12 protein-coding genes and 5 tRNA genes are annotated in these 17,112 nt (G+C 59.2%); 15 read left to right on the top strand and 2 right to left on the bottom strand.

Going from position 1 to position 17,112, the window contains the following annotated elements; genetic code table 11:
- The first annotated feature begins 161 nt into the window (after nt 1-161).
- The gene (locus tag RBA41_RS19960; protein WP_374709578.1) at nt 162-1,304 is read left to right on the top strand and encodes an efflux RND transporter periplasmic adaptor subunit; all 1,143 of its coding nucleotides are present in this window, start codon (nt 162-164) and stop codon (nt 1,302-1,304) included.
- Nucleotides 1,301-4,402, top strand: a complete 3,102-nt coding sequence (locus tag RBA41_RS19955) for an efflux RND transporter permease subunit (protein WP_306626004.1) — start codon at nt 1,301-1,303, stop codon at nt 4,400-4,402. The genes RBA41_RS19960 and RBA41_RS19955 overlap by 4 nt, the downstream gene beginning before the upstream one ends.
- Before the next feature lie 89 nt (nt 4,403-4,491).
- On the opposite strand, the gene RBA41_RS19950 is transcribed toward RBA41_RS19955, so the two are convergent.
- Nucleotides 4,492-5,811: an MATE family efflux transporter gene (locus RBA41_RS19950; RefSeq protein ID WP_306626003.1), complete on the bottom strand. Its 1,320-nt coding sequence runs from the start codon at nt 5,809-5,811 to the stop codon at nt 4,492-4,494.
- Nucleotides 5,812-6,085: 274 nt separating this feature from the next.
- Between RBA41_RS19950 and RBA41_RS19945 the strand changes: the two genes are divergently transcribed.
- From RBA41_RS19945 to RBA41_RS19890, 12 genes are all read left to right on the top strand, one after another.
- Nucleotides 6,086-6,172 (top strand) — tRNA-Leu (locus tag RBA41_RS19945).
- A 34-nt stretch (nt 6,173-6,206) separates the two neighbouring features.
- Complete coding sequence (gene tig / locus RBA41_RS19940) at nt 6,207-7,547, top strand: trigger factor (protein ID WP_306626002.1); 1,341 nt, start codon at nt 6,207-6,209, stop codon at nt 7,545-7,547.
- 37 nt (nt 7,548-7,584) lie between these two features.
- Complete coding sequence (clpP, locus tag RBA41_RS19935; RefSeq protein ID WP_054262583.1) at nt 7,585-8,202, top strand: ATP-dependent Clp endopeptidase proteolytic subunit ClpP; 618 nt, start codon at nt 7,585-7,587, stop codon at nt 8,200-8,202.
- 307 nt (nt 8,203-8,509) lie between these two features.
- Nucleotides 8,510-9,778 carry an ATP-dependent Clp protease ATP-binding subunit ClpX gene (gene clpX, locus RBA41_RS19930; protein WP_099879298.1) on the top strand — a complete coding sequence of 423 codons (1,269 nt, stop codon included), beginning with the start codon at nt 8,510-8,512 and terminating at the stop codon, nt 9,776-9,778.
- A 285-nt stretch (nt 9,779-10,063) separates the two neighbouring features.
- Nucleotides 10,064-12,481 (top strand): endopeptidase La, encoded by a 2,418-nt coding sequence (gene lon, locus RBA41_RS19925; RefSeq protein WP_306626001.1) that lies wholly within the window; start codon nt 10,064-10,066, stop codon nt 12,479-12,481.
- A 159-nt stretch (nt 12,482-12,640) separates the two neighbouring features.
- Nucleotides 12,641-12,913, top strand: coding sequence for a non-specific DNA-binding protein Hbs (gene hbs / locus RBA41_RS19920; RefSeq protein WP_054262580.1), 273 nt, complete (start codon nt 12,641-12,643; stop codon nt 12,911-12,913).
- A 67-nt stretch (nt 12,914-12,980) separates the two neighbouring features.
- Nucleotides 12,981-13,056: transfer RNA gene (locus RBA41_RS19915), tRNA-Val, on the top strand.
- Between the two features lie 31 nt (nt 13,057-13,087).
- Nucleotides 13,088-13,164, top strand: a tRNA-Asp gene (locus RBA41_RS19910).
- Nucleotides 13,165-13,188: 24 nt separating this feature from the next.
- Nucleotides 13,189-13,265: transfer RNA gene (locus RBA41_RS19905), tRNA-Asp, on the top strand.
- A 22-nt stretch (nt 13,266-13,287) separates the two neighbouring features.
- Nucleotides 13,288-13,364, top strand: a tRNA-Asp gene (locus RBA41_RS19900).
- Between the two features lie 209 nt (nt 13,365-13,573).
- The gene (locus RBA41_RS19895) at nt 13,574-15,505 is read left to right on the top strand and encodes a SurA N-terminal domain-containing protein (protein WP_306626000.1); all 1,932 of its coding nucleotides are present in this window, start codon (nt 13,574-13,576) and stop codon (nt 15,503-15,505) included.
- Between the two features lie 120 nt (nt 15,506-15,625).
- Nucleotides 15,626-15,958 carry a hypothetical protein gene (locus RBA41_RS19890; protein WP_306625999.1) on the top strand — a complete coding sequence of 111 codons (333 nt, stop codon included), beginning with the start codon at nt 15,626-15,628 and terminating at the stop codon, nt 15,956-15,958.
- A 94-nt stretch (nt 15,959-16,052) separates the two neighbouring features.
- Here RBA41_RS19890 and RBA41_RS19885 read toward each other — a convergent pair whose 3' ends face one another.
- Complete coding sequence (locus tag RBA41_RS19885) at nt 16,053-16,559, bottom strand: hypothetical protein (protein WP_306625998.1); 507 nt, start codon at nt 16,557-16,559, stop codon at nt 16,053-16,055.
- Between the two features lie 62 nt (nt 16,560-16,621).
- Between RBA41_RS19885 and RBA41_RS33485 the strand changes: the two genes are divergently transcribed.
- On the top strand, nt 16,622-17,050 hold the full coding sequence (locus tag RBA41_RS33485; RefSeq protein WP_374709573.1) for a pentapeptide repeat-containing protein: 429 nt from the start codon (nt 16,622-16,624) through the stop codon (nt 17,048-17,050).
- The last annotated feature ends 62 nt before the right edge of the window (nt 17,051-17,112 follow it).

The following is a 17,112-nucleotide window of genomic DNA, read 5'->3' as shown; positions in this document are numbered from 1 at the left end:
CAGTATTATAATTACTAACCAGAAAGTCAGTTAGCTCTCAGGGTCGAACGAGTAGTAGCATCTCGACATCATCGTCGATCCCTCGGGGTCGCGACCACCGCATAGTAAAGGAAAACACCGTGTTCCCCGTGAAAAACCTGCGCCAAAGACCTTTGGCCCCGATGACCGTCCTCAGTGCCGCCGTGATGGCCGCGCTGCTGTCCGCCTGCTCCAAGCCCGCCGAAAAAACCGAGGACATCCGTCCCGTACGCGCCCTGGTGCTGACGTCGAGCAGCGTGGGCGTGAACGCCGAATTCGCCGGCGAGGTGCGGGCGCGGGTCGAGTCGCGCCTCGGATTCCGGGTTGGCGGCAAGATTACCGCACGCAAGGTCGATGCCGGCACGGTGGTCAAGAAGGGCCAGGTACTGATGCAGCTCGATCCGCAAGACTTGAAGTTGTCGCAGGCCCAGGCCAAGGCCAACCTGCGCGCGGCGGAAACCGGGCGCGACCTGGCCAAGGCGGAACTGAAGCGCTATCAGGAATTGCGCGTGAAGAATTTCGTCAGCCAGGCCGTGCTCGACGCCAAGGTGTCGGCGTTCAGCTCGGCGCAGTCCAGCGTCGACGCGGCCCAGGCGGCCTATTTCGGCCAGTCGAACCAGGCTGGCTACGCCACCCTGGTGTCGGATGTCGATGGCGTGGTCACGGCCGTGGACGCGGAAGTGGGGCAGGTGGTGTCCCCGGGCACCCCGGTGGTGCGCGTAGCCCAGATGGGCGAGAAGGAAATCGTCATCGGCTTGCCTGAAGATAAGGTCGAGCAATTGCGCAAGCTCACGGACGTGACCGTGCGCCTGTGGGCCAACAAGGATGTGGTCATTCCCGGCAAGGTGCGTGAAGTCTCGCCGGTGGCCGACCCCGCCACCCGCACCTACGCGGTCAAGGTAGCGATTCCCGACAGCGCGGCCGACGTCAAGCTGGGCATGACAGCCATGGTGCAGTTCGCCAGCACCATGGCCACGCCGCAGATCAAGGTGCCGCTGACGGCGCTGTATCACGAAAAGAACACCACCTCGGTGTGGGTGGTCGACAAGGGCGTGGCGCGCATGGTGCCGGTAGCCATTGCCGGCACGTCCGGCAACGAGGTGGTGCTGGCCAGCGGCGTGACGTCCGGCCAGACCGTGGTGACGGCGGGCGTGAACCTGCTCAAGCAGGGCCAGAAAGTGACGATCCTGCCGCCGGATACCTCGTCGAGCGACCCGCTGCCGGCTGCGAAACCCGCAGCGCAGGCAGCGGCACAGGCGGCAGCAAAGGTTGAGGTTGCCAAATGAAGGGGTTCAATCTTTCTCGCTGGGCGCTGGAGCATATTCCGCTGACGCGCTACCTGATGGTCGCGCTGCTGCTGGGCGGGGTGATCAGCTACATGAATCTGGGGCAGGATGAAGATCCGCCGTTTACGTTCCGCGTGATGGTGGTGCGCGCGATCTGGCCGGGCTCGACCGCGGTGCAGATGGCCGAGCAGGTCACCGACAAGCTGGAAAGGAAGCTGCAGGAAACGCCCTACATCGACAAGATCAAGAGTTATTCCAAGCCGGGCGAAGTGATCATCATTTTGCAGTTGCGCGAATCGACGCCCCCGCGCGAGACCGCCAACGCCTGGTACCAGGTGCGCAAGAAGATCGGCGACATCCGCGGCACCTTGCCGGCCGGGGTGATCGGACCGTTCTTCAACGATGAATTCGGCGACACCTACGGCTCGATCTTCGCGCTCTCGGCCGACGGCTTCAACTATGCCGAGGTCAAGGAATATGCCGACTTCGTGCGCCAGCAATTGCTGCAAGTGCCGCTGGTATCGAAAGTCGAGCAGTTCGGCGTGCAGACCGAAAAACTCAATATCGAGTTCTCGCACAAGAAATTTGCGCAGCTCGGCGTGCCGTTCGAAGTCATCGCCAACCAGATCGCCACGCAAAACTCGGTCGAGTCGACCGGCGTGCTGGTCACCGAAACGGACAACCTGCAAGTGCGCGTCACCGGCGCCCTGACCAGCGCCAAGGACCTCGAAAACCTGGAGCTGCGCGCCAACGGCACCACCTTCCGCCTGGGCGACTTCGCCACCATCAAGCGCGAATACCAGGATCCGCCGCTGGAAAAGATGCGTTTTAACGGCAAGGAAGTCATCGGCCTGGGCGTGTCGATGGAAAAGGGCGGCAATATCATTCAGATGGGCAAAGGGCTCGATGAAACCGTGGCCCGCATCAAGGCCAAGCTGCCGGTCGGCATCGAGCTCGAACGGGTATCGGACCAGCCGCGCGCGGTGACGGCCTCGGTGAGCGAATTCATCAAGGTGCTGATCGAAGCGGTCGTGATCGTGCTGGCGGTCAGTTTCCTGGCGCTGGGCCTGCATACCAAGCCGCTGCGCATCGATGCGCGGCCCGGCCTGGTGGTGGCGCTGACCATTCCGCTGGTGCTGGCCATTACCTTCCTGTTCATGCGCATGTTGGACATCGACCTGCACAAGATTTCGCTCGGCGCGCTGATCATCGCGCTCGGCTTGCTGGTCGATGACGCCATCATCGCCGTCGAAATGATGGTGCGCAAGATGGAGGAGGGCATGTCGCGCTTCGAGGCGGCCACCTTCGCCTACACCTCGACCGCGATGCCGATGCTGACCGGCACCCTGATCACGGCCGCCGGCTTCCTGCCGATCGGCCTGGCCAAGTCGGCCGCCGGCGAGTACACCTTTTCGATGTTCTCGGTCAATGCGCTGGCGCTGTTGATTTCGTGGCTGGTGGCGGTGGTGTTTACGCCGTACATCGGCTACCTGATCCTCAAGGTCAAGCCGCACGCGGCCGGCGAGGGCGAGCACGACCTGTTCAATACGCCCGGTTTCCAGCGTTTCCGCCGTGTCGTGACCTGGTGCGTGGAATGGCGCAAGACCACCATTGCGCTGAGCCTGGGCGTGTTCTTCCTCGGCGTGTACGGCTTCAACTTCATCGAGAAGCAATTCTTCCCCGATTCCAGCCGGCCCGAGCTGATGGTCGAGATGTGGACGCCGGAAGGCACCAGCTTCGGCGCCAACGAAGCGCTGGTGAAGAAGTTCGAGAAGCTGATGGCCAAGGAAACCGATGTCGAGAGCGTGACCAGCTATGTGGGCACCGGCAGCCCGCGTTTCTATCTGCCGCTGGACCAGCTCTTCCCGCAATCGAACGTGTCGCAAGTGGTGGTGCTGGCCAAGGGCCTGGAAACGCGCGAAGCGCTGCGCCTGAAGATTGTCGACATCTTCAAGAAAGACTTCCCGGAAGTGCGCGGCAGGGTCAAGCTGCTGCCGAACGGGCCGCCGGTGCCGTATCCGGTGCAGTTCCGCGTGGCCGGCCCGGAAATCGCCGTGGTGCGCGATTTTGCCGACAAGGTCAAGGACATCATGCGCGCCAATCCGAATGCGATCGGCGTCAATGACAACTGGAACGAATCGATCAAGGTGCTGCGCCTCGACCTGGACCAGGAAAAACTGCGCGCGCTGGGCGTGACCTCGCAAACGGTGATGCGCGCGGCCAATACCATTCTGTCGGGCACGACCATCGGCCAGTTCCGCGAGGACAACAAGCTGATCGACATCGTGGTACGCCAGCCGGTGGAAGAGCGCGCGACCATGGCGGTGCTCAACGACACCAACATCCCGACGGCGTCGGGCAAGTCGGTGACCATTTCGCAGATCGCGCGCGCCCATTTTGTGTGGGAACCGGGTGTGGTGTGGCGCGAAGGCCGTGAATGGGCCATCACGGCGCAGTCCGACGTGGTCGACGGCATCCAGGGGCCGACCGTGTCCGACCAGATCGGCCTGAAGCTGGCCGACCTGCGCGCGGCGCTGCCGCCGGGCTACACGATCTCGCTGGCCGGCGCCGCCGCCGACAGCGCGGCCGCGGAAGCGTCGATCGCGGCGAATGTGCCGCTGGTGCTGTTCATTGTGTTCACCCTGCTGATGCTGCAGCTGCACAGCTTCTCGCGTTCGCTGCTGGTGTTCCTGACCGGTCCGCTGGGCGTGGCTGGCGCCGCGATGGCGCTGCTGATCCTGGACCGGCCGTTCGGATTCGTCGCGAATCTGGGTGTGATTGCGCTGTTCGGCATGATCATCCGCAATTCCGTGATTCTGGTCGATCAGATCGAGCAGGATATCGCTGCCGGGGCCGAGCCGTGGAATGCGGTGATCGAGGCGGCGGTACGGCGCTGCCGGCCAATCGTGTTGACGGCCGCGGCGGCCGCGCTGGCGATGATTCCGCTGTCGCGTTCGGTGTTCTGGGGGCCGATGGCGGTTGCCATCATGGGTGGGTTGGTGGTGGCGACGGCATTGACCTTGCTGTTCCTGCCGGCACTGTATGCGGCGTGGTTCCGGGTGAAGAAGCCGGTGGAAGCCGTCGCGCTGCGTACCTGACGACAAAGTTTCCTAACCGGGGTCAGACCTCAGTTAGGAAACATCACGACAAAGTTTCCTAATCGGGGTCTGACCCCGGTTAGGAAACATTAAGCCGCCACATGCGCCCGTACCGCGTGCGCATGTTTTTCCCACACCCGGCTCTTCCACCTCGCATACATCGCCAGCCCGCGCACCCATTCGTCGCAGGTGAACGCGATCCACACTCCAATCAATCCCCAGCCCAGATGCAGGCCCAGCAGCCATGCCAGCGGCACCGCCACGCCCCACATCGAACACACGCCCATCAGCACCGGAAAGCGCGCGTCGCCCGTTGCCCGCAGTGAATTGATTACCACCAGATTGAATGTGCGCCCCGGTTCCAGCAGCAGGCTGATGCGCAGCAACACCGCGCCGCCGGCCACGACCGCCGGGTCCTTGCTGAAAAAGCCCAGCAGCCACGGCGCCAGCAGCACCACCATGCACGTCGTCGCCACCGTCACCGCCAGGCCCACGCGCAGGCTGCGCAGCAATTGCCGGTAGGCTTCATCGAACTCGCCGGCACCGATCATGTGACCGATCATGATCTCGGTGCTGATGCCGATCGAAATTCCCAGCATCATCATGATCATCGACAGCTGGATTGCGTACGAGAACGTGGCCAGCTGGACCACGCCCATCTGCCCGACAAAGTAGGTAATGACCATGAAACTGGCTTGCCAGCACAGATTCTCGCCCGCCGCCGGCAAGCCGATCTTGAGGATGCGCGAGAGCGTGTCGCGCGACAGCTTCAGGAACCACGACAGGCGCACGCCCAGCTTGAGCTGGCGCCGCACCAGCCAGGCCAGGGCCACGCAAGCCACGGCGCGGCTGATGACGGTCGACAGCGCCGCGCCGATCACGCCCATCTTGGGCGCGCCCAGCAGGCCGAAAATCAGCACCACATTCAAGATCAGATTGAGCACATTCATGCCGATGGCGACGTACATTGCTTCGCGCGTGTGGCCGTGTGCGCGCAGCACCGAGCCGAACGCGATATTGATCGATTCGAGGAACAGGGTGCCGCCCATCAGCGCCAGAAACGGCTGGGCGTAGGGCATCAGTTGCGGCGGCAGGTGCAGCAGGCCCAGCATGTCGGCCGAGAACGCCCAGATCGCCAGGCTGACCACCACCCCGAGCCAGAAATTGATGCCCACCGCCGTGGCCGCCACGCGTTCGGCGCCGGCCCGGTCGCCCGCGCCCAGGTAGTGGGTGAGCACGACCGCGCTGCCGATGCCGACGAAGGAAAACAGGATGATGCAAAAGCCGACGATCTGGTTGGCCACCGCCAGTCCGGCCACGGCCGAGTCGCCCAGGTGGCTGACCATGAAGGTATCGACAATCCCCGGCAGGATATGCGATAGCTGCTCGATGAAAATAGGCCACGTCATGGCGAATAAACTCGCCTGGCGCACTTTGTTAATGTGATTGGAAGACATGCAGAGGTATTTCTCTAAAGGACTGAAAACGTTTCCAAATTATACGCCGCCTGAGTCCGTTTCAAAAAACGCCCTATGTGGTCAGAAAATCCAGTAAAATACCGGGTTGAAGTTGTAGCCCCTAACAAAGGCAGTGCAGGGCGGCCGGTTTCACTGTCGGGCGCCCTTTGTTTTTTCAGATGGAAAGGTGCATTCTCTCGCCGATGATGGCGGTCAATGCGATCCCGCGAGGATGGCGAAATTGGTAGACGCACCAGGTTTAGGTCCTGACGCCAGCAATGGTGTGGGGGTTCGAGTCCCCCTCCTCGCACCACGAGTTTAATACTATTTTTTGGACGATTTTTACAATGGCAACTGCAGTCGAAACCCTGGGTAAACTCGAACGTCGCTTGACGATCTCTTTTCCGCTGACTGACGTCCGTACGGAAGTGGAAAAGCGCCTGAAACAGCAGGCCAAAACGGCCAAGGCACCTGGCTTCCGTCCAGGCAAAGTTCCACTGAAAATGGTCGCGCAGCAATATGGCTACCAGATCGAATCGGACGTGCTCAACGATAAAGTCGGCCGCGCGTTCAATGACGCCGCCAACGAGAACCAGCTGCGCGTTGCCGGTTTCCCAAAAATCGAACCAAAGGAAGATTCCGCTGAAGGCGTGCTGTCGTTCGACGCCACCTTCGAGGTCTATCCTGAAGTCGTCATCGGCGACCTGTCGGGCGTCGAGATCGAAACCGTGAAAGCCGACGTGTCGGACGCGGAAATCGAAAAGACCATCGAAATCCTGCGCAAGCAGCGCGTGCATTACCACACCAAGGGTGAAGCCGGCGAACACGGCGACGGCGGCGAGCCGGTCGCAGCCAATGGCGACCGCGTGACCGTCGACTTCGTCGGCGTGATCGATGGCGTTGAATTCCCAGGCGGCAAAGCTGAAGACTACGCATTCGTGCTCGGCGAAGGCCGCATGCTGCCGGAATTCGAAGCAGCCACCGTCGGCCTGAAGGTCGGCGAAGCAAAAACCTTCCCATTGGCTTTCCCGGCCGATTACCACGGTGCTGACGTGGCCGGCAAAACCGCCGACTTCACCATCACCCTGAAGCAGCTGGAATGGGCGCACCTGCCGGCAGTCGATGCCGAGTTCGCCAAGTCGCTGGGCATGGAAGATGGCGATCTGGACAAGATGCGCGCCGACATCAAGGTCAACCTGGAACGCGAAGTCGCGGGCCGCGTCAAGGCACGCAACAAGGAAGCCGTGATGGATGCCCTGGTCAAGGTCACCGAAATGGAAGTTCCTAAAGTCATGATCGCCCAGGACGCCGAGCGCCTGGCCGAAATGACCCGCCAGGACATGGCGCAGCGCGGCATGGATGTCAAGGACATGCCATTCCCGCAAGACCTGTTCGCCACCAAGGCCGAGCGCCGCGTGCGCCTGGGCCTGATCCTGTCGCAACTGGTTGGCGACAACAAGCTGCAGGCGACGCCTGAGCAGGTCAAGGCGCAGATCGAAGATTTCGCCCAAAGCTACGAAGATCCGCGTGAAGTACTCAAGTACTACTACAGCGATCGTCGCCGCCTGTCGGAAGTCGAAGCTCTTGTATTGGAAGAAAACGTCGTTAACTATGTACTCGGTATCGCGAAAGTCACAGCCAAGGCTGTTGCATTCGACGAGTTGATGGGAAGCAACGCACAAGCTTAAAGTCTGCTTTAGGCTGCTTACAAAGGAAGAGACAGGTATGAATCATAATCCGGCATTGGATACACAAGCACTCGGCCTCATTCCGATGGTCGTGGAGCAGAGCGGCCGCGGCGAGCGCTCGTACGATATTTACTCGCGCCTGCTCAAGGAACGTGTGATTTTCATGGTCGGGCCGGTGCATGACCAGATGGCCAACCTGATCGTCGCCCAGCTGCTGTTCCTCGAGAGCGAGAATCCGGACAAGGATATTTCGCTCTACATCAACTCGCCTGGCGGATCGGTCTCGGCCGGCCTGGCGATCTTCGATACGATGAACTTCATCAAGCCGGACGTGTCGACCCTGTGCACCGGGATGGCCGCGTCGATGGGCGCTTTCCTGCTGGCCGCCGGCGCCAAGGGCAAGCGTTTCTCGCTGCCGAACTCGCGCATCATGATTCACCAGCCGTCGGGTGGCTCGCAAGGGCAGGCTTCGGACATCGAAATCCAGGCCAAGGAAATCCTCTACCTGCGTGAGCGCCTGAACCACATCCTGGCCGAACGTACGGGCAAGACGATGGAACAGATCCACAAGGATACCGACCGCGATCGTTTCATGTCGGGCGATGAAGCCGCGGAATATGGTCTGATCGACAAAGTCCTTGCGAAGCGCGAATAAAGTCCTAGCGCGGGCCGCGCGACCACCTGCACGCGACGGCGCCAGGCGGACCTTGAGAAAGCGTAGCGAGCGGTGCACCTGTTGTTCGAGAAGCGCAGCCGTACGCAGGTACGGCGAGCATCGCAGAACGGCAGTTGCGCCGCGTAGTAGCTTTATCAAGGTTCGCCTCAGGTGTTGCTCAAAGAACGCCCGTGCGCTACAACGTTCGGGCGTTTCGTTTTTATTTCGGGTAGCATGCTGATAGCGCGCCCCCTTGTTGCGCGTCGGTTCGCGTTACATTTATAGCAATTCAATAGAAACCTGCCCCATGTCAGACAAAAAATCCTCCAGCGGCGAAAAACTCCTCTACTGCTCGTTCTGCGGCAAGAGCCAGCACGAGGTGAAGAAACTCATCGCAGGTCCATCCGTCTTCATTTGCGACGAATGCATCGACCTGTGTAACGACATCATCCGCGACGAGACCTCGAACGTGGAAACGGTGGCCGGCGCCAAGTCCGACCTGCCGACCCCGAACGAGATCAAGGAATTGCTGGACCAGTACGTGATCGGCCAGCAAACCGCCAAGCGCATCCTGTCCGTTGCGGTCTACAACCATTACAAGCGCCTCAAGCACCTGGGCAAGAAGGATGAAGTCGAACTGGCAAAGAGCAACATCTTGCTGGTCGGTCCTACCGGTTCGGGCAAGACCCTGCTGGCCCAGACCCTGGCGCGCATGCTCAACGTGCCGTTCGTGATCGCCGACGCCACCACCCTGACCGAAGCCGGTTATGTGGGCGAAGACGTCGAGAACATCATCCAGAAGCTGCTGCAAAGCTGCAATTACGAAGTCGACAAGGCCCAGCGCGGCATCGTCTACATCGATGAAATCGACAAGATTTCGCGTAAATCGGACAATCCGTCGATTACCCGCGACGTGTCCGGCGAAGGCGTGCAGCAAGCCTTGCTGAAACTGATCGAAGGCACGATGGCATCGGTACCGCCACAAGGCGGGCGCAAGCATCCGAACCAGGATTTCGTCCAGATCGACACGACCAACATCATGTTCATCTGCGGCGGCGCGTTCGACGGCCTGGTCAAGATCATCCAGAACCGTTCCGAAAAGAGCGGCATCGGCTTCTCGGCCAGCGTCAAGAGCGAATCGCAGCGCGCCAGCGCCGACGTGCTGCTCGAAGCCGAACCGGAAGACCTGATCAAGTTCGGCCTGATTCCGGAACTGGTGGGCCGCCTGCCGGTGGTTGCGGCCTTGTCGGAACTGACCGAAGAAGCCCTGATCCAGATTCTGATCGAGCCGAAGAATGCGTTGATTAAACAGTATTCCAAGCTGCTGGAAATGGAAGGCGCGGAACTGGAAATCCGTCCGGCCGCCCTGCATGCGATTGCCCGCAAGGCACTGGCACGCAAGACCGGTGCGCGCGGTTTGCGTTCCATTCTTGAACATGCACTGCTCGATGTGATGTACGAATTGCCAAATCAGCAGAATGTCATCAAGGTCGTTATCGATGAAAATTCGATCACGAACGGCGCCAAACCTTTACTGATTTACAGCGAAAGCGCAAAAGCATCGGGCGAAAACTGAAATTCTGCGCTCCGCACGCAACAAAAGCATTGATTCCTGAATTCTTGGCGGTACAATTTACCTCAATAAAAGAATCAGGCTTCACTCGAAAAGCCACTCGCAGCGGAACCGCTGCGCGGTGGCTTTTTTATTTGATGTTCCGATAAAATTTTTTTAGATTATTCCGGTTGTATTTGAATCAAGTTGATGAATTGTTCAAATAACTTGTAGAAATATTTTATCTGCCGGTCTTGTGTTTTGGCAGTCAGTGCCAACATCGTAAACACGCTTTCTATAAGGTATGCCATGACAACTTCCAAATTAACCGAGCAAACGACGCTGCCCTTACTGCCGTTGCGCGACGTGGTCGTCTTCCCGCATATGGTGATCCCACTGTTCGTCGGCCGTCCGAAATCCATCAAGGCGCTGGAAGCAGCCATGGAGCAGGGCAAGAGCATCATGCTGGCCGCCCAGAAGGCCGCCGCCAAGGACGAGCCATCCGCGTCCGACATCTACGAGATCGGTTGCGTGGCGAACATCCTGCAAATGCTCAAGCTGCCCGACGGCACCGTCAAGGTGCTGGTCGAAGGCGCCCAGCGTGCGCGCATCAACCACATCAGCGATGCGCCGACGCACTTCATCGCGGACCTGACCCCGCTCAATTCGGAAATCGGCGACGATTCCGAAGTCGAGGCGATGCGCCGCGCGATCGTCCAGCAGTTCGACCAGTACGTCAAACTGAACAAGAAAATTCCACCTGAAATCCTCGCTTCGCTGGCAGGGATCGACGACGCCGGCCGCCTGGCCGATACGGTCGCCGCCCATCTGCCGCTCAAGCTCGAGCAGAAGCAGGTGATCCTGGAAATCTTCAACGTCGCCAAGCGTCTTGAGCATCTGCTCGGCCAGCTCGAAGGCGAGCTCGACATCCTGCAAGTGGAAAAGCGCATCCGCGGCCGCGTCAAGCGCCAGATGGAAAAATCGCAGCGCGAGTACTATCTGAACGAGCAGGTCAAGGCGATCCAGAAAGAACTGGGCGAGGGCGAAGACGGCGCCGATATCGACGAACTCGAGAAAAAAGTCATCGCCGCCAAGATGCCCAAGGAAGCGCTGGACAAGGCTACCAACGAACTCAAGAAGCTCAAGCTGATGTCGCCGATGTCGGCCGAAGCCACTGTCGTGCGTAACTACATCGACACCCTGGTCAATCTGCCGTGGAAGAAAAAGTCCAAGGTCAATAACGATCTGTCGAATGCCGAGAAAGTGCTCGAAGGCGATCACTATGGCCTGGACAAGGTCAAAGAACGCATTCTGGAATACCTCGCGGTCCAGCAACGCGTCGACAAACTGAAAGCGCCGATCCTGTGCTTCGTCGGTCCTCCGGGCGTGGGCAAGACCTCGCTGGGCCAATCGATCGCCAAGGCCACCAACCGCAAGTTCGTGCGCATGGCCCTCGGTGGCGTGCGTGACGAAGCCGAGATCCGCGGCCACCGCCGCACGTATATCGGTTCGATGCCGGGCAAGGTGCTGCAATCGCTGGCGAAAGTCGGCGTGCGCAACCCGCTGTTCCTGCTCGACGAAATCGACAAGATGGGTGCGGACTTCCGCGGCGATCCGTCGTCGGCCCTGCTCGAAGTGCTGGACCCGGAACAGAATCACACGTTCTCGGACCACTACATCGAAGTCGACTTCGATCTGTCGGACGTGATGTTCGTGGCGACCTCGAATTCGTTCAACATTCCGCCGGCGCTGCTCGACCGCATGGAAGTCATTCGCCTGTCCGGTTACACGGAAGATGAAAAGACCAGCATCGCCCAGCGTTACCTGCTGCCGAAGCAGATCAAGGCCAATGGCCTGAAGGAAGAAGAAATCGCCGTCGCCGAAGGCGCGATCCGCGACATCATCCGTTACTACACCCGGGAAGCCGGCGTGCGATCGCTCGAGCGCGAAATCTCGAAGATCTGCCGCAAGGTGGTCAAGATGCTGCTGTTGAAAAAGGCCGATAAGAAGGTCACGGTCAACAACAAGAACATCGACAAGTTCCTGGGCGTGCGCCGTTACGACTTCGGCGTGGCCGAGAAAGAGAACCAGATCGGCCAGGTGGTCGGCCTTGCATGGACCGAAGTGGGCGGCGATCTGCTGACCATCGAGGCGGTGCAAATGCCGGGCAAGGGCGGTGTGATACGCACCGGTACTTTGGGCGACGTGATGAAGGAATCGATCGAAGCGGCGCGCACCGTGGTGCGTTCGCGCGCCAACCGCCTCGGCATCAAGAATGACGTGTTCGAAAAAGCCGACATTCACATTCACGTGCCGGAAGGCGCGACGCCAAAAGATGGTCCGTCGGCCGGTATCGCGATGACCACCGCGCTGGTGTCGGTATTTACCGGCATTCCGGTACGCGCCGACGTGGCGATGACGGGCGAGATCACCCTGCGCGGCGAAGTGCTGCCGATCGGCGGCCTCAAGGAAAAACTGCTGGCGGCGCATCGCGGCGGCATCAAGACGGTGCTCATTCCGGAGCAGAACGTCAAGGACCTGGCCGACATTCCGGACAACGTGAAGAACAAGCTCGAAATCGTTCCGGTACGCTGGATCGACAAGGTGCTCGAAATCGCGCTGGAACGCATGCCGACGGCAGTGGTGGAAGTGCCGGCCGTCGCCGCTGTGGCAGCGACCCCGCAGGTTGATGGCGCGGCTCCGCAAACGGACATCGTCAAGCACTAAACCGGCAGTAACGCAGTACCCAAGCAAGCGTCTTCGGACGCTTGTTTCTTTTTTGGCCGGGCGCTTGGGTTTGTATTTGGCTTGACAGGCCGATGGACGGCTTGTTTAATACGCGCTGCGGATTTCTTTTCGCCGCACATCTTATGTAACGGGGCACAAGTGAACAAAACAGAATTGATCGAAGAAATCGCGAAGTCGGCGGACATCACCAAGGCCTCGGCCACGCGCGCGCTCGACGCGATGATCGATGCCGTCACCGCCAGCCTGCAGAAGAACGACAGCGTGACCCTGGTCGGCTTCGGCACCTTCTCGGTGGGCGAGCGCGCCGCGCGTACCGGACGCAATCCACGCACCAAGGAAGCGATCAAGATCGCGGCGGCGAAAGTTCCTAAATTTAAAGCTGGTAAAGCGCTTAAAGATGCAGTAAACTAATGTCCTTCGGTGAGGTGACAATCACCGGAAAATGTCCAGAAGCACTTGGTGACACAAGTGTGCTTGCGGGGGTTTAGCTCAGTTGGTAGAGCAGCGCCCTTACAAGGCGCGGGTCGGGAGTTCGAGCCTCTCAGCCCCCACCAGAGCCTGGCATGCAGTACCAGTATTTTTTACGGAGTGGTAGTTCAGTTGGTTAGAATGCCGGCCTGTCACGTCGGAGGTCGCGGGTTCGAGTCCCGTCCGCTCCGCCAATAAAAAATACGAAGTTGATTTGAGGAGTGGTAGTTCAGTTGGTTAGAATGCCGGCCTGTCACGTCGGAGGTCGCGGGTTCGAGTCCCGTCCGCTCCGCCAATGAAAAAGAAGAAACGATTTAGGAGTGGTAGTTCAGTTGGTTAGAATACCGGCCTGTCACGTCGGGGGTCGCGGGTTCGAGTCCCGTCCGCTCCGCCAGCATATAGCAGTACGATGGTGCAGTCCCCGAGTGGGGAGTGCGCCGGGGTTCAGGAGTCGCCCGCACGGGATTCCATGGTTCGCACAAGGCGGCCGGGTCCTGGCAGTCCTGTCAACAAAAAGAAGAGGCGAACGAAAGTTCGCCTTTTTTTATATGTGCGTCTCAATCGCATTCAATCGCAATTTTATTTATCTCGAATTGGCAAACCATGTTTGAATTTATTCGTAATCACAAGCGCTGGATCCAGGTCATGCTCGTACTGCTGGCAGCCTCGTTCCTGGTCGTCGGTGGAATGGCCACCAACGAAAACACCGACAGTACCATTGAAGTGGCGAATGTGAACGGCAAGAAGATCACGCAGCCCGAATGGGAAGATGCCCAGCGCAAGCAGATCGACCGCTATCGCGCCATGATGGGTGCGCAGTTCGACCAGAAGCGCTTCGATACGCCTGAATTCAAGCGTGAAATCCTCAATAACCTGGTCGCGCAGCGCGCCGTGGAAACCGAAATCGAGCGCAGCCACCTGACGGTGGGCGACGATGTGCTGGTCAACACGATCCAGCAGGATGAGAACTTCCATACGAACGGCAAGTTCGACGTGGAAGTGTACAAGGCCGCGCTGAACAACGCGCGCATGACGGCGCCCCAGTACGAAGAGAGCCTGCGCCGCAGTTTCGCGGTGCAGCAGCTGACCGGCACCGTGCAGGAAACGGCTTTCGTTCCGCGCGCCGTCGCCTCGCGCCTGTCCGATATGTTCGACCAGGAACGCGAAGTGCAGGAACTGCTGTTCCCGGCCAAGGAGCAGCAAGCCCAGGTCAAGGTCACCGACGAGATGGTCAAGGCCTTCTACGACAAGAACGCCGCCTTGTTCCAGATTCCGGAAAAGGTCAAGATCGAATACATCATGTTCGACGCCGCCGCGGTCGAGGGCCTGGTCAGCGTGACCGATGCCGAAGTGAGCGAGTTCTACAAGAGCAACCTGAAGCGCTACACCACGCCGGAAGATCGCCAATACAGCCACATCATGTTTACCGTTGCCAAAGGCGCGAGCGCTGCCGACAAGGCTGCCGCCAAGGCCAAGGCCGAAGCCGTGCTGGCCGAGCTGCGCAAGGCGCCGGAGAGTTTTGCCGAGGTTGCCAAGGCCAAGTCGCAAGACGTGGCGACGGCCGAGCAGGGCGGCGATCTGGGCCAGGCGAAGAAGGGCGAGTTCCTCAGCGCCGCGCTGGAACCGGCCGTCTACAAGCTCAAGCAGGGTGAAATCAGCGACGTGGTGGAATCGGAATTCGGTTACCACATCCTGACCGTGACCAAGCTGGTTCCCGAAGTCGTCAAGCCGTTCGACGAAGTCAAGGATGCCATCGTCGCCGAAGTCAAGAAGCCGAAGATGTCGAAGAAGTATTCGGAACTGGCGCAGGTCTTCAGCGAGACCGTGTACGACCAGTCCGATAGCCTGAAACCGGCCGCGGACAAGCTCAAGCTGAAGATCGAAACCATCGACAACCTGTCGCGCACGCCGAATCCAGCCTTGGGAAATGCGCCGTTCAACAACGTCAAGTTCCTGAACGCGGTGTTCTCGGATAGCGTGCTCAAGAACAAGCACAATACCGATGCGATCCAGGCCACGCCAAGCACGCTGATCGCTGGCCGGGTACTGGACTACAAGCCGGCGACCAAGCGTCCGCTGGCGGAAGTCGACACCGTCATCCGTGCCCGCGTGGCTGAGCAGGAAGCGGCCAACCTGGCCAAGAAAGCCGGCGAAGCGAAGATCGCTGCCGCCAAGGCGAGTGGCGATGCCGCCGGTTTCGGTGAAGCCAAGGTAGTGAGCCGTGCCGCGCCGACGGGCATCAACCCGACCGCGCTGACTGCTGTTCTGAAGGCAGACACGAGCAAGCTGCCAGCCTATGTTGGCGTGGACCTGCCGGGCATCGGCTACGGCGTCTATCGCATCGGCAAGGTCGCGCAAGCAGCCAAGCCGGACGTGGCGCGCCGCGCAGCGGAGCAGCAGGACATTGCCCAGCGTATTGGCCAGGCTGAGATGCATAATTACATCGATGCGCTCAAGCAAAAAGCCAAGGCCAAGGTCACGGTCAAGACTGAAGTCGCCGCAGCCGATACGCCAGCTGCCCCTGCGGTGAAGTAATCGCCGTTCAGGCAGATAAAAACCCGGTCGCTCGCGCTGCCGGGTTTTTTTTCGCCTTCGGGAAAGATGGCGGGCTGATTGACTTGATACAAAAATTCTGAAGAACAAAACGAGAACGTCATGACGACACCGTACTCCTATGTCATCGGAGAGATTTTTTTTACCGGCAGCATGGATGCACTTAGCAGTTTGCTTACGGCATCCGGCCTGCCTAACTCGGTAGGCGAGTGGGCGATCAGGCTGGATGGGTATCCAACCTTCTTCGAGATCGCCTTTGTCGGCAATTTGTCGCCAGAAGAACCTTATCATGTCGACGGCGATGGCTACGGTATGCAGCTGGACGCCGTTGCGCTCTGGTGCGACAAGCTGTCTTCATGCCTGAGGAAGAATGCAATCAAGCATGATTTTGTTCACTGCACTCATGAGAACGAACTATGCGCTTACAGTGCTTAGGGTGGAGTAGTAAAGCGCTGTGGGATTTGTGATCGGTCGGGCGGTTCATCAAGCTATGCATACCGAGCCAAGCGGGAGCATCAACACAAATGCCTCAGCGCGTGTTTCCCTCGGTGGGACCGCGTCTTTTACCGTAGAGCCGGACTAGCGCACATTCTGCTATAGCCAGAGGCACTAAAAGCATAGCAAGCGGCAATAATTTGGCAAGTTGATCATAAGGTGTCGACCCCGGCTCGTCGAACTTGAAGTAGATAAACATGAAGCTGTCTGTAACTAGTGCACACAGCGACCAGAAGACCCCCACCGCAATGCCGAGCAAGACGATGCGCGATTTCGATGCCCGCGCACACTGAAGTGCAATTGCAAAACCGCTGATGGCCTTTATGACAATCGTCGGTAATGTACTGAAGATTGGCTCGAATATCTTGATCGACTTCGCAAACCACACCTCGTTCGTATAAAGAACCGAGCCCAGCATGATAATCATGCCCAGTAACGGGAGTGCCACGAAAATGGCAACGCCACGCAGGCGAATGGCGTACGGCGTCAGTTGTTCATCAAGGAACAATGCGGCAGTGGGGGGGCGATAAGGCGAATTCAAGGCGTTTCCGAGGGGACGTGTAATCAACATCCAGCATAACCGATTAATTTGGAGCGCATCACATGTTATTTGAAGGCGAACGATTCGAAACATCCTTGCGAAAACCGGCCGGGTGGAATGATCATATTTATCAGTATTGCGAATTTATCGGGATCGATACCGAGGGCGGGAATGTGGATTCCACTTTTATCGGCTGCACCATTGAGCGCTGCACGTGGTATTGGGGCCTGTTTAATTGCGCGCTGTTCGTCAACGTAAAATTCACGAACTGCACATTTCGCGGCACCAGCTTTGCAGGCTGCAAGTTCGTCGAGTGCGAGTTCGTCGATTGTCATTTTGTGGAAGACAATCTCAACAGCGCGTGCTCGTTCAACGATAACGCCTGGTACAAATGCACGCAGAGCCGTTGCCCAGGTCTTGAAGCCGAGTTTCACAGCAGGCCTCCGGCATCGAGGCGTCCTGTGGCAAAATACGCGAAAGGACGAGCCTAAGCAGCAGGCCGATGCGGTCCGATTCAAGGAAACAGATGCAGAAATTGATGTCGGAATTGACG

It is taken from the genome of Massilia scottii (assembly GCF_030846495.1).
Lineage (GTDB): Bacteria > Pseudomonadota > Gammaproteobacteria > Burkholderiales > Burkholderiaceae_D > Telluria_A > Telluria_A violaceinigra.
This window is presented reverse-complemented; position numbering and strand designations above follow the sequence as displayed.

Excerpts from the sequence above, each read along its gene's own strand:
- RBA41_RS19960 (WP_374709578.1), top strand. The coding sequence starts at position 162 with ATGACCGTCCTCAGTGCCGCCGTGATGGCCGCGCTGCTGTCCGCCTGC.
- lon (WP_306626001.1), top strand. The coding sequence starts at position 10,064 with ATGACAACTTCCAAATTAACCGAGCAAACGACGCTGCCCTTACTGCCG.
- RBA41_RS19890 (WP_306625999.1), top strand. The coding sequence starts at position 15,626 with ATGACGACACCGTACTCCTATGTCATCGGAGAGATTTTTTTTACCGGC.
- RBA41_RS33485 (WP_374709573.1), top strand. The coding sequence starts at position 16,622 with ATGTTATTTGAAGGCGAACGATTCGAAACATCCTTGCGAAAACCGGCC.
- RBA41_RS19955 (WP_306626004.1), top strand. The coding sequence starts at position 1,301 with ATGAAGGGGTTCAATCTTTCTCGCTGGGCGCTGGAGCATATTCCGCTG.
- tig (WP_306626002.1), top strand. The coding sequence starts at position 6,207 with ATGGCAACTGCAGTCGAAACCCTGGGTAAACTCGAACGTCGCTTGACG.
- clpP (WP_054262583.1), top strand. The coding sequence starts at position 7,585 with ATGAATCATAATCCGGCATTGGATACACAAGCACTCGGCCTCATTCCG.
- RBA41_RS19895 (WP_306626000.1), top strand. The coding sequence starts at position 13,574 with ATGTTTGAATTTATTCGTAATCACAAGCGCTGGATCCAGGTCATGCTC.
- clpX (WP_099879298.1), top strand. The coding sequence starts at position 8,510 with ATGTCAGACAAAAAATCCTCCAGCGGCGAAAAACTCCTCTACTGCTCG.
- RBA41_RS19950 (WP_306626003.1), bottom strand. The coding sequence starts at position 5,811 with ATGACGTGGCCTATTTTCATCGAGCAGCTATCGCATATCCTGCCGGGG.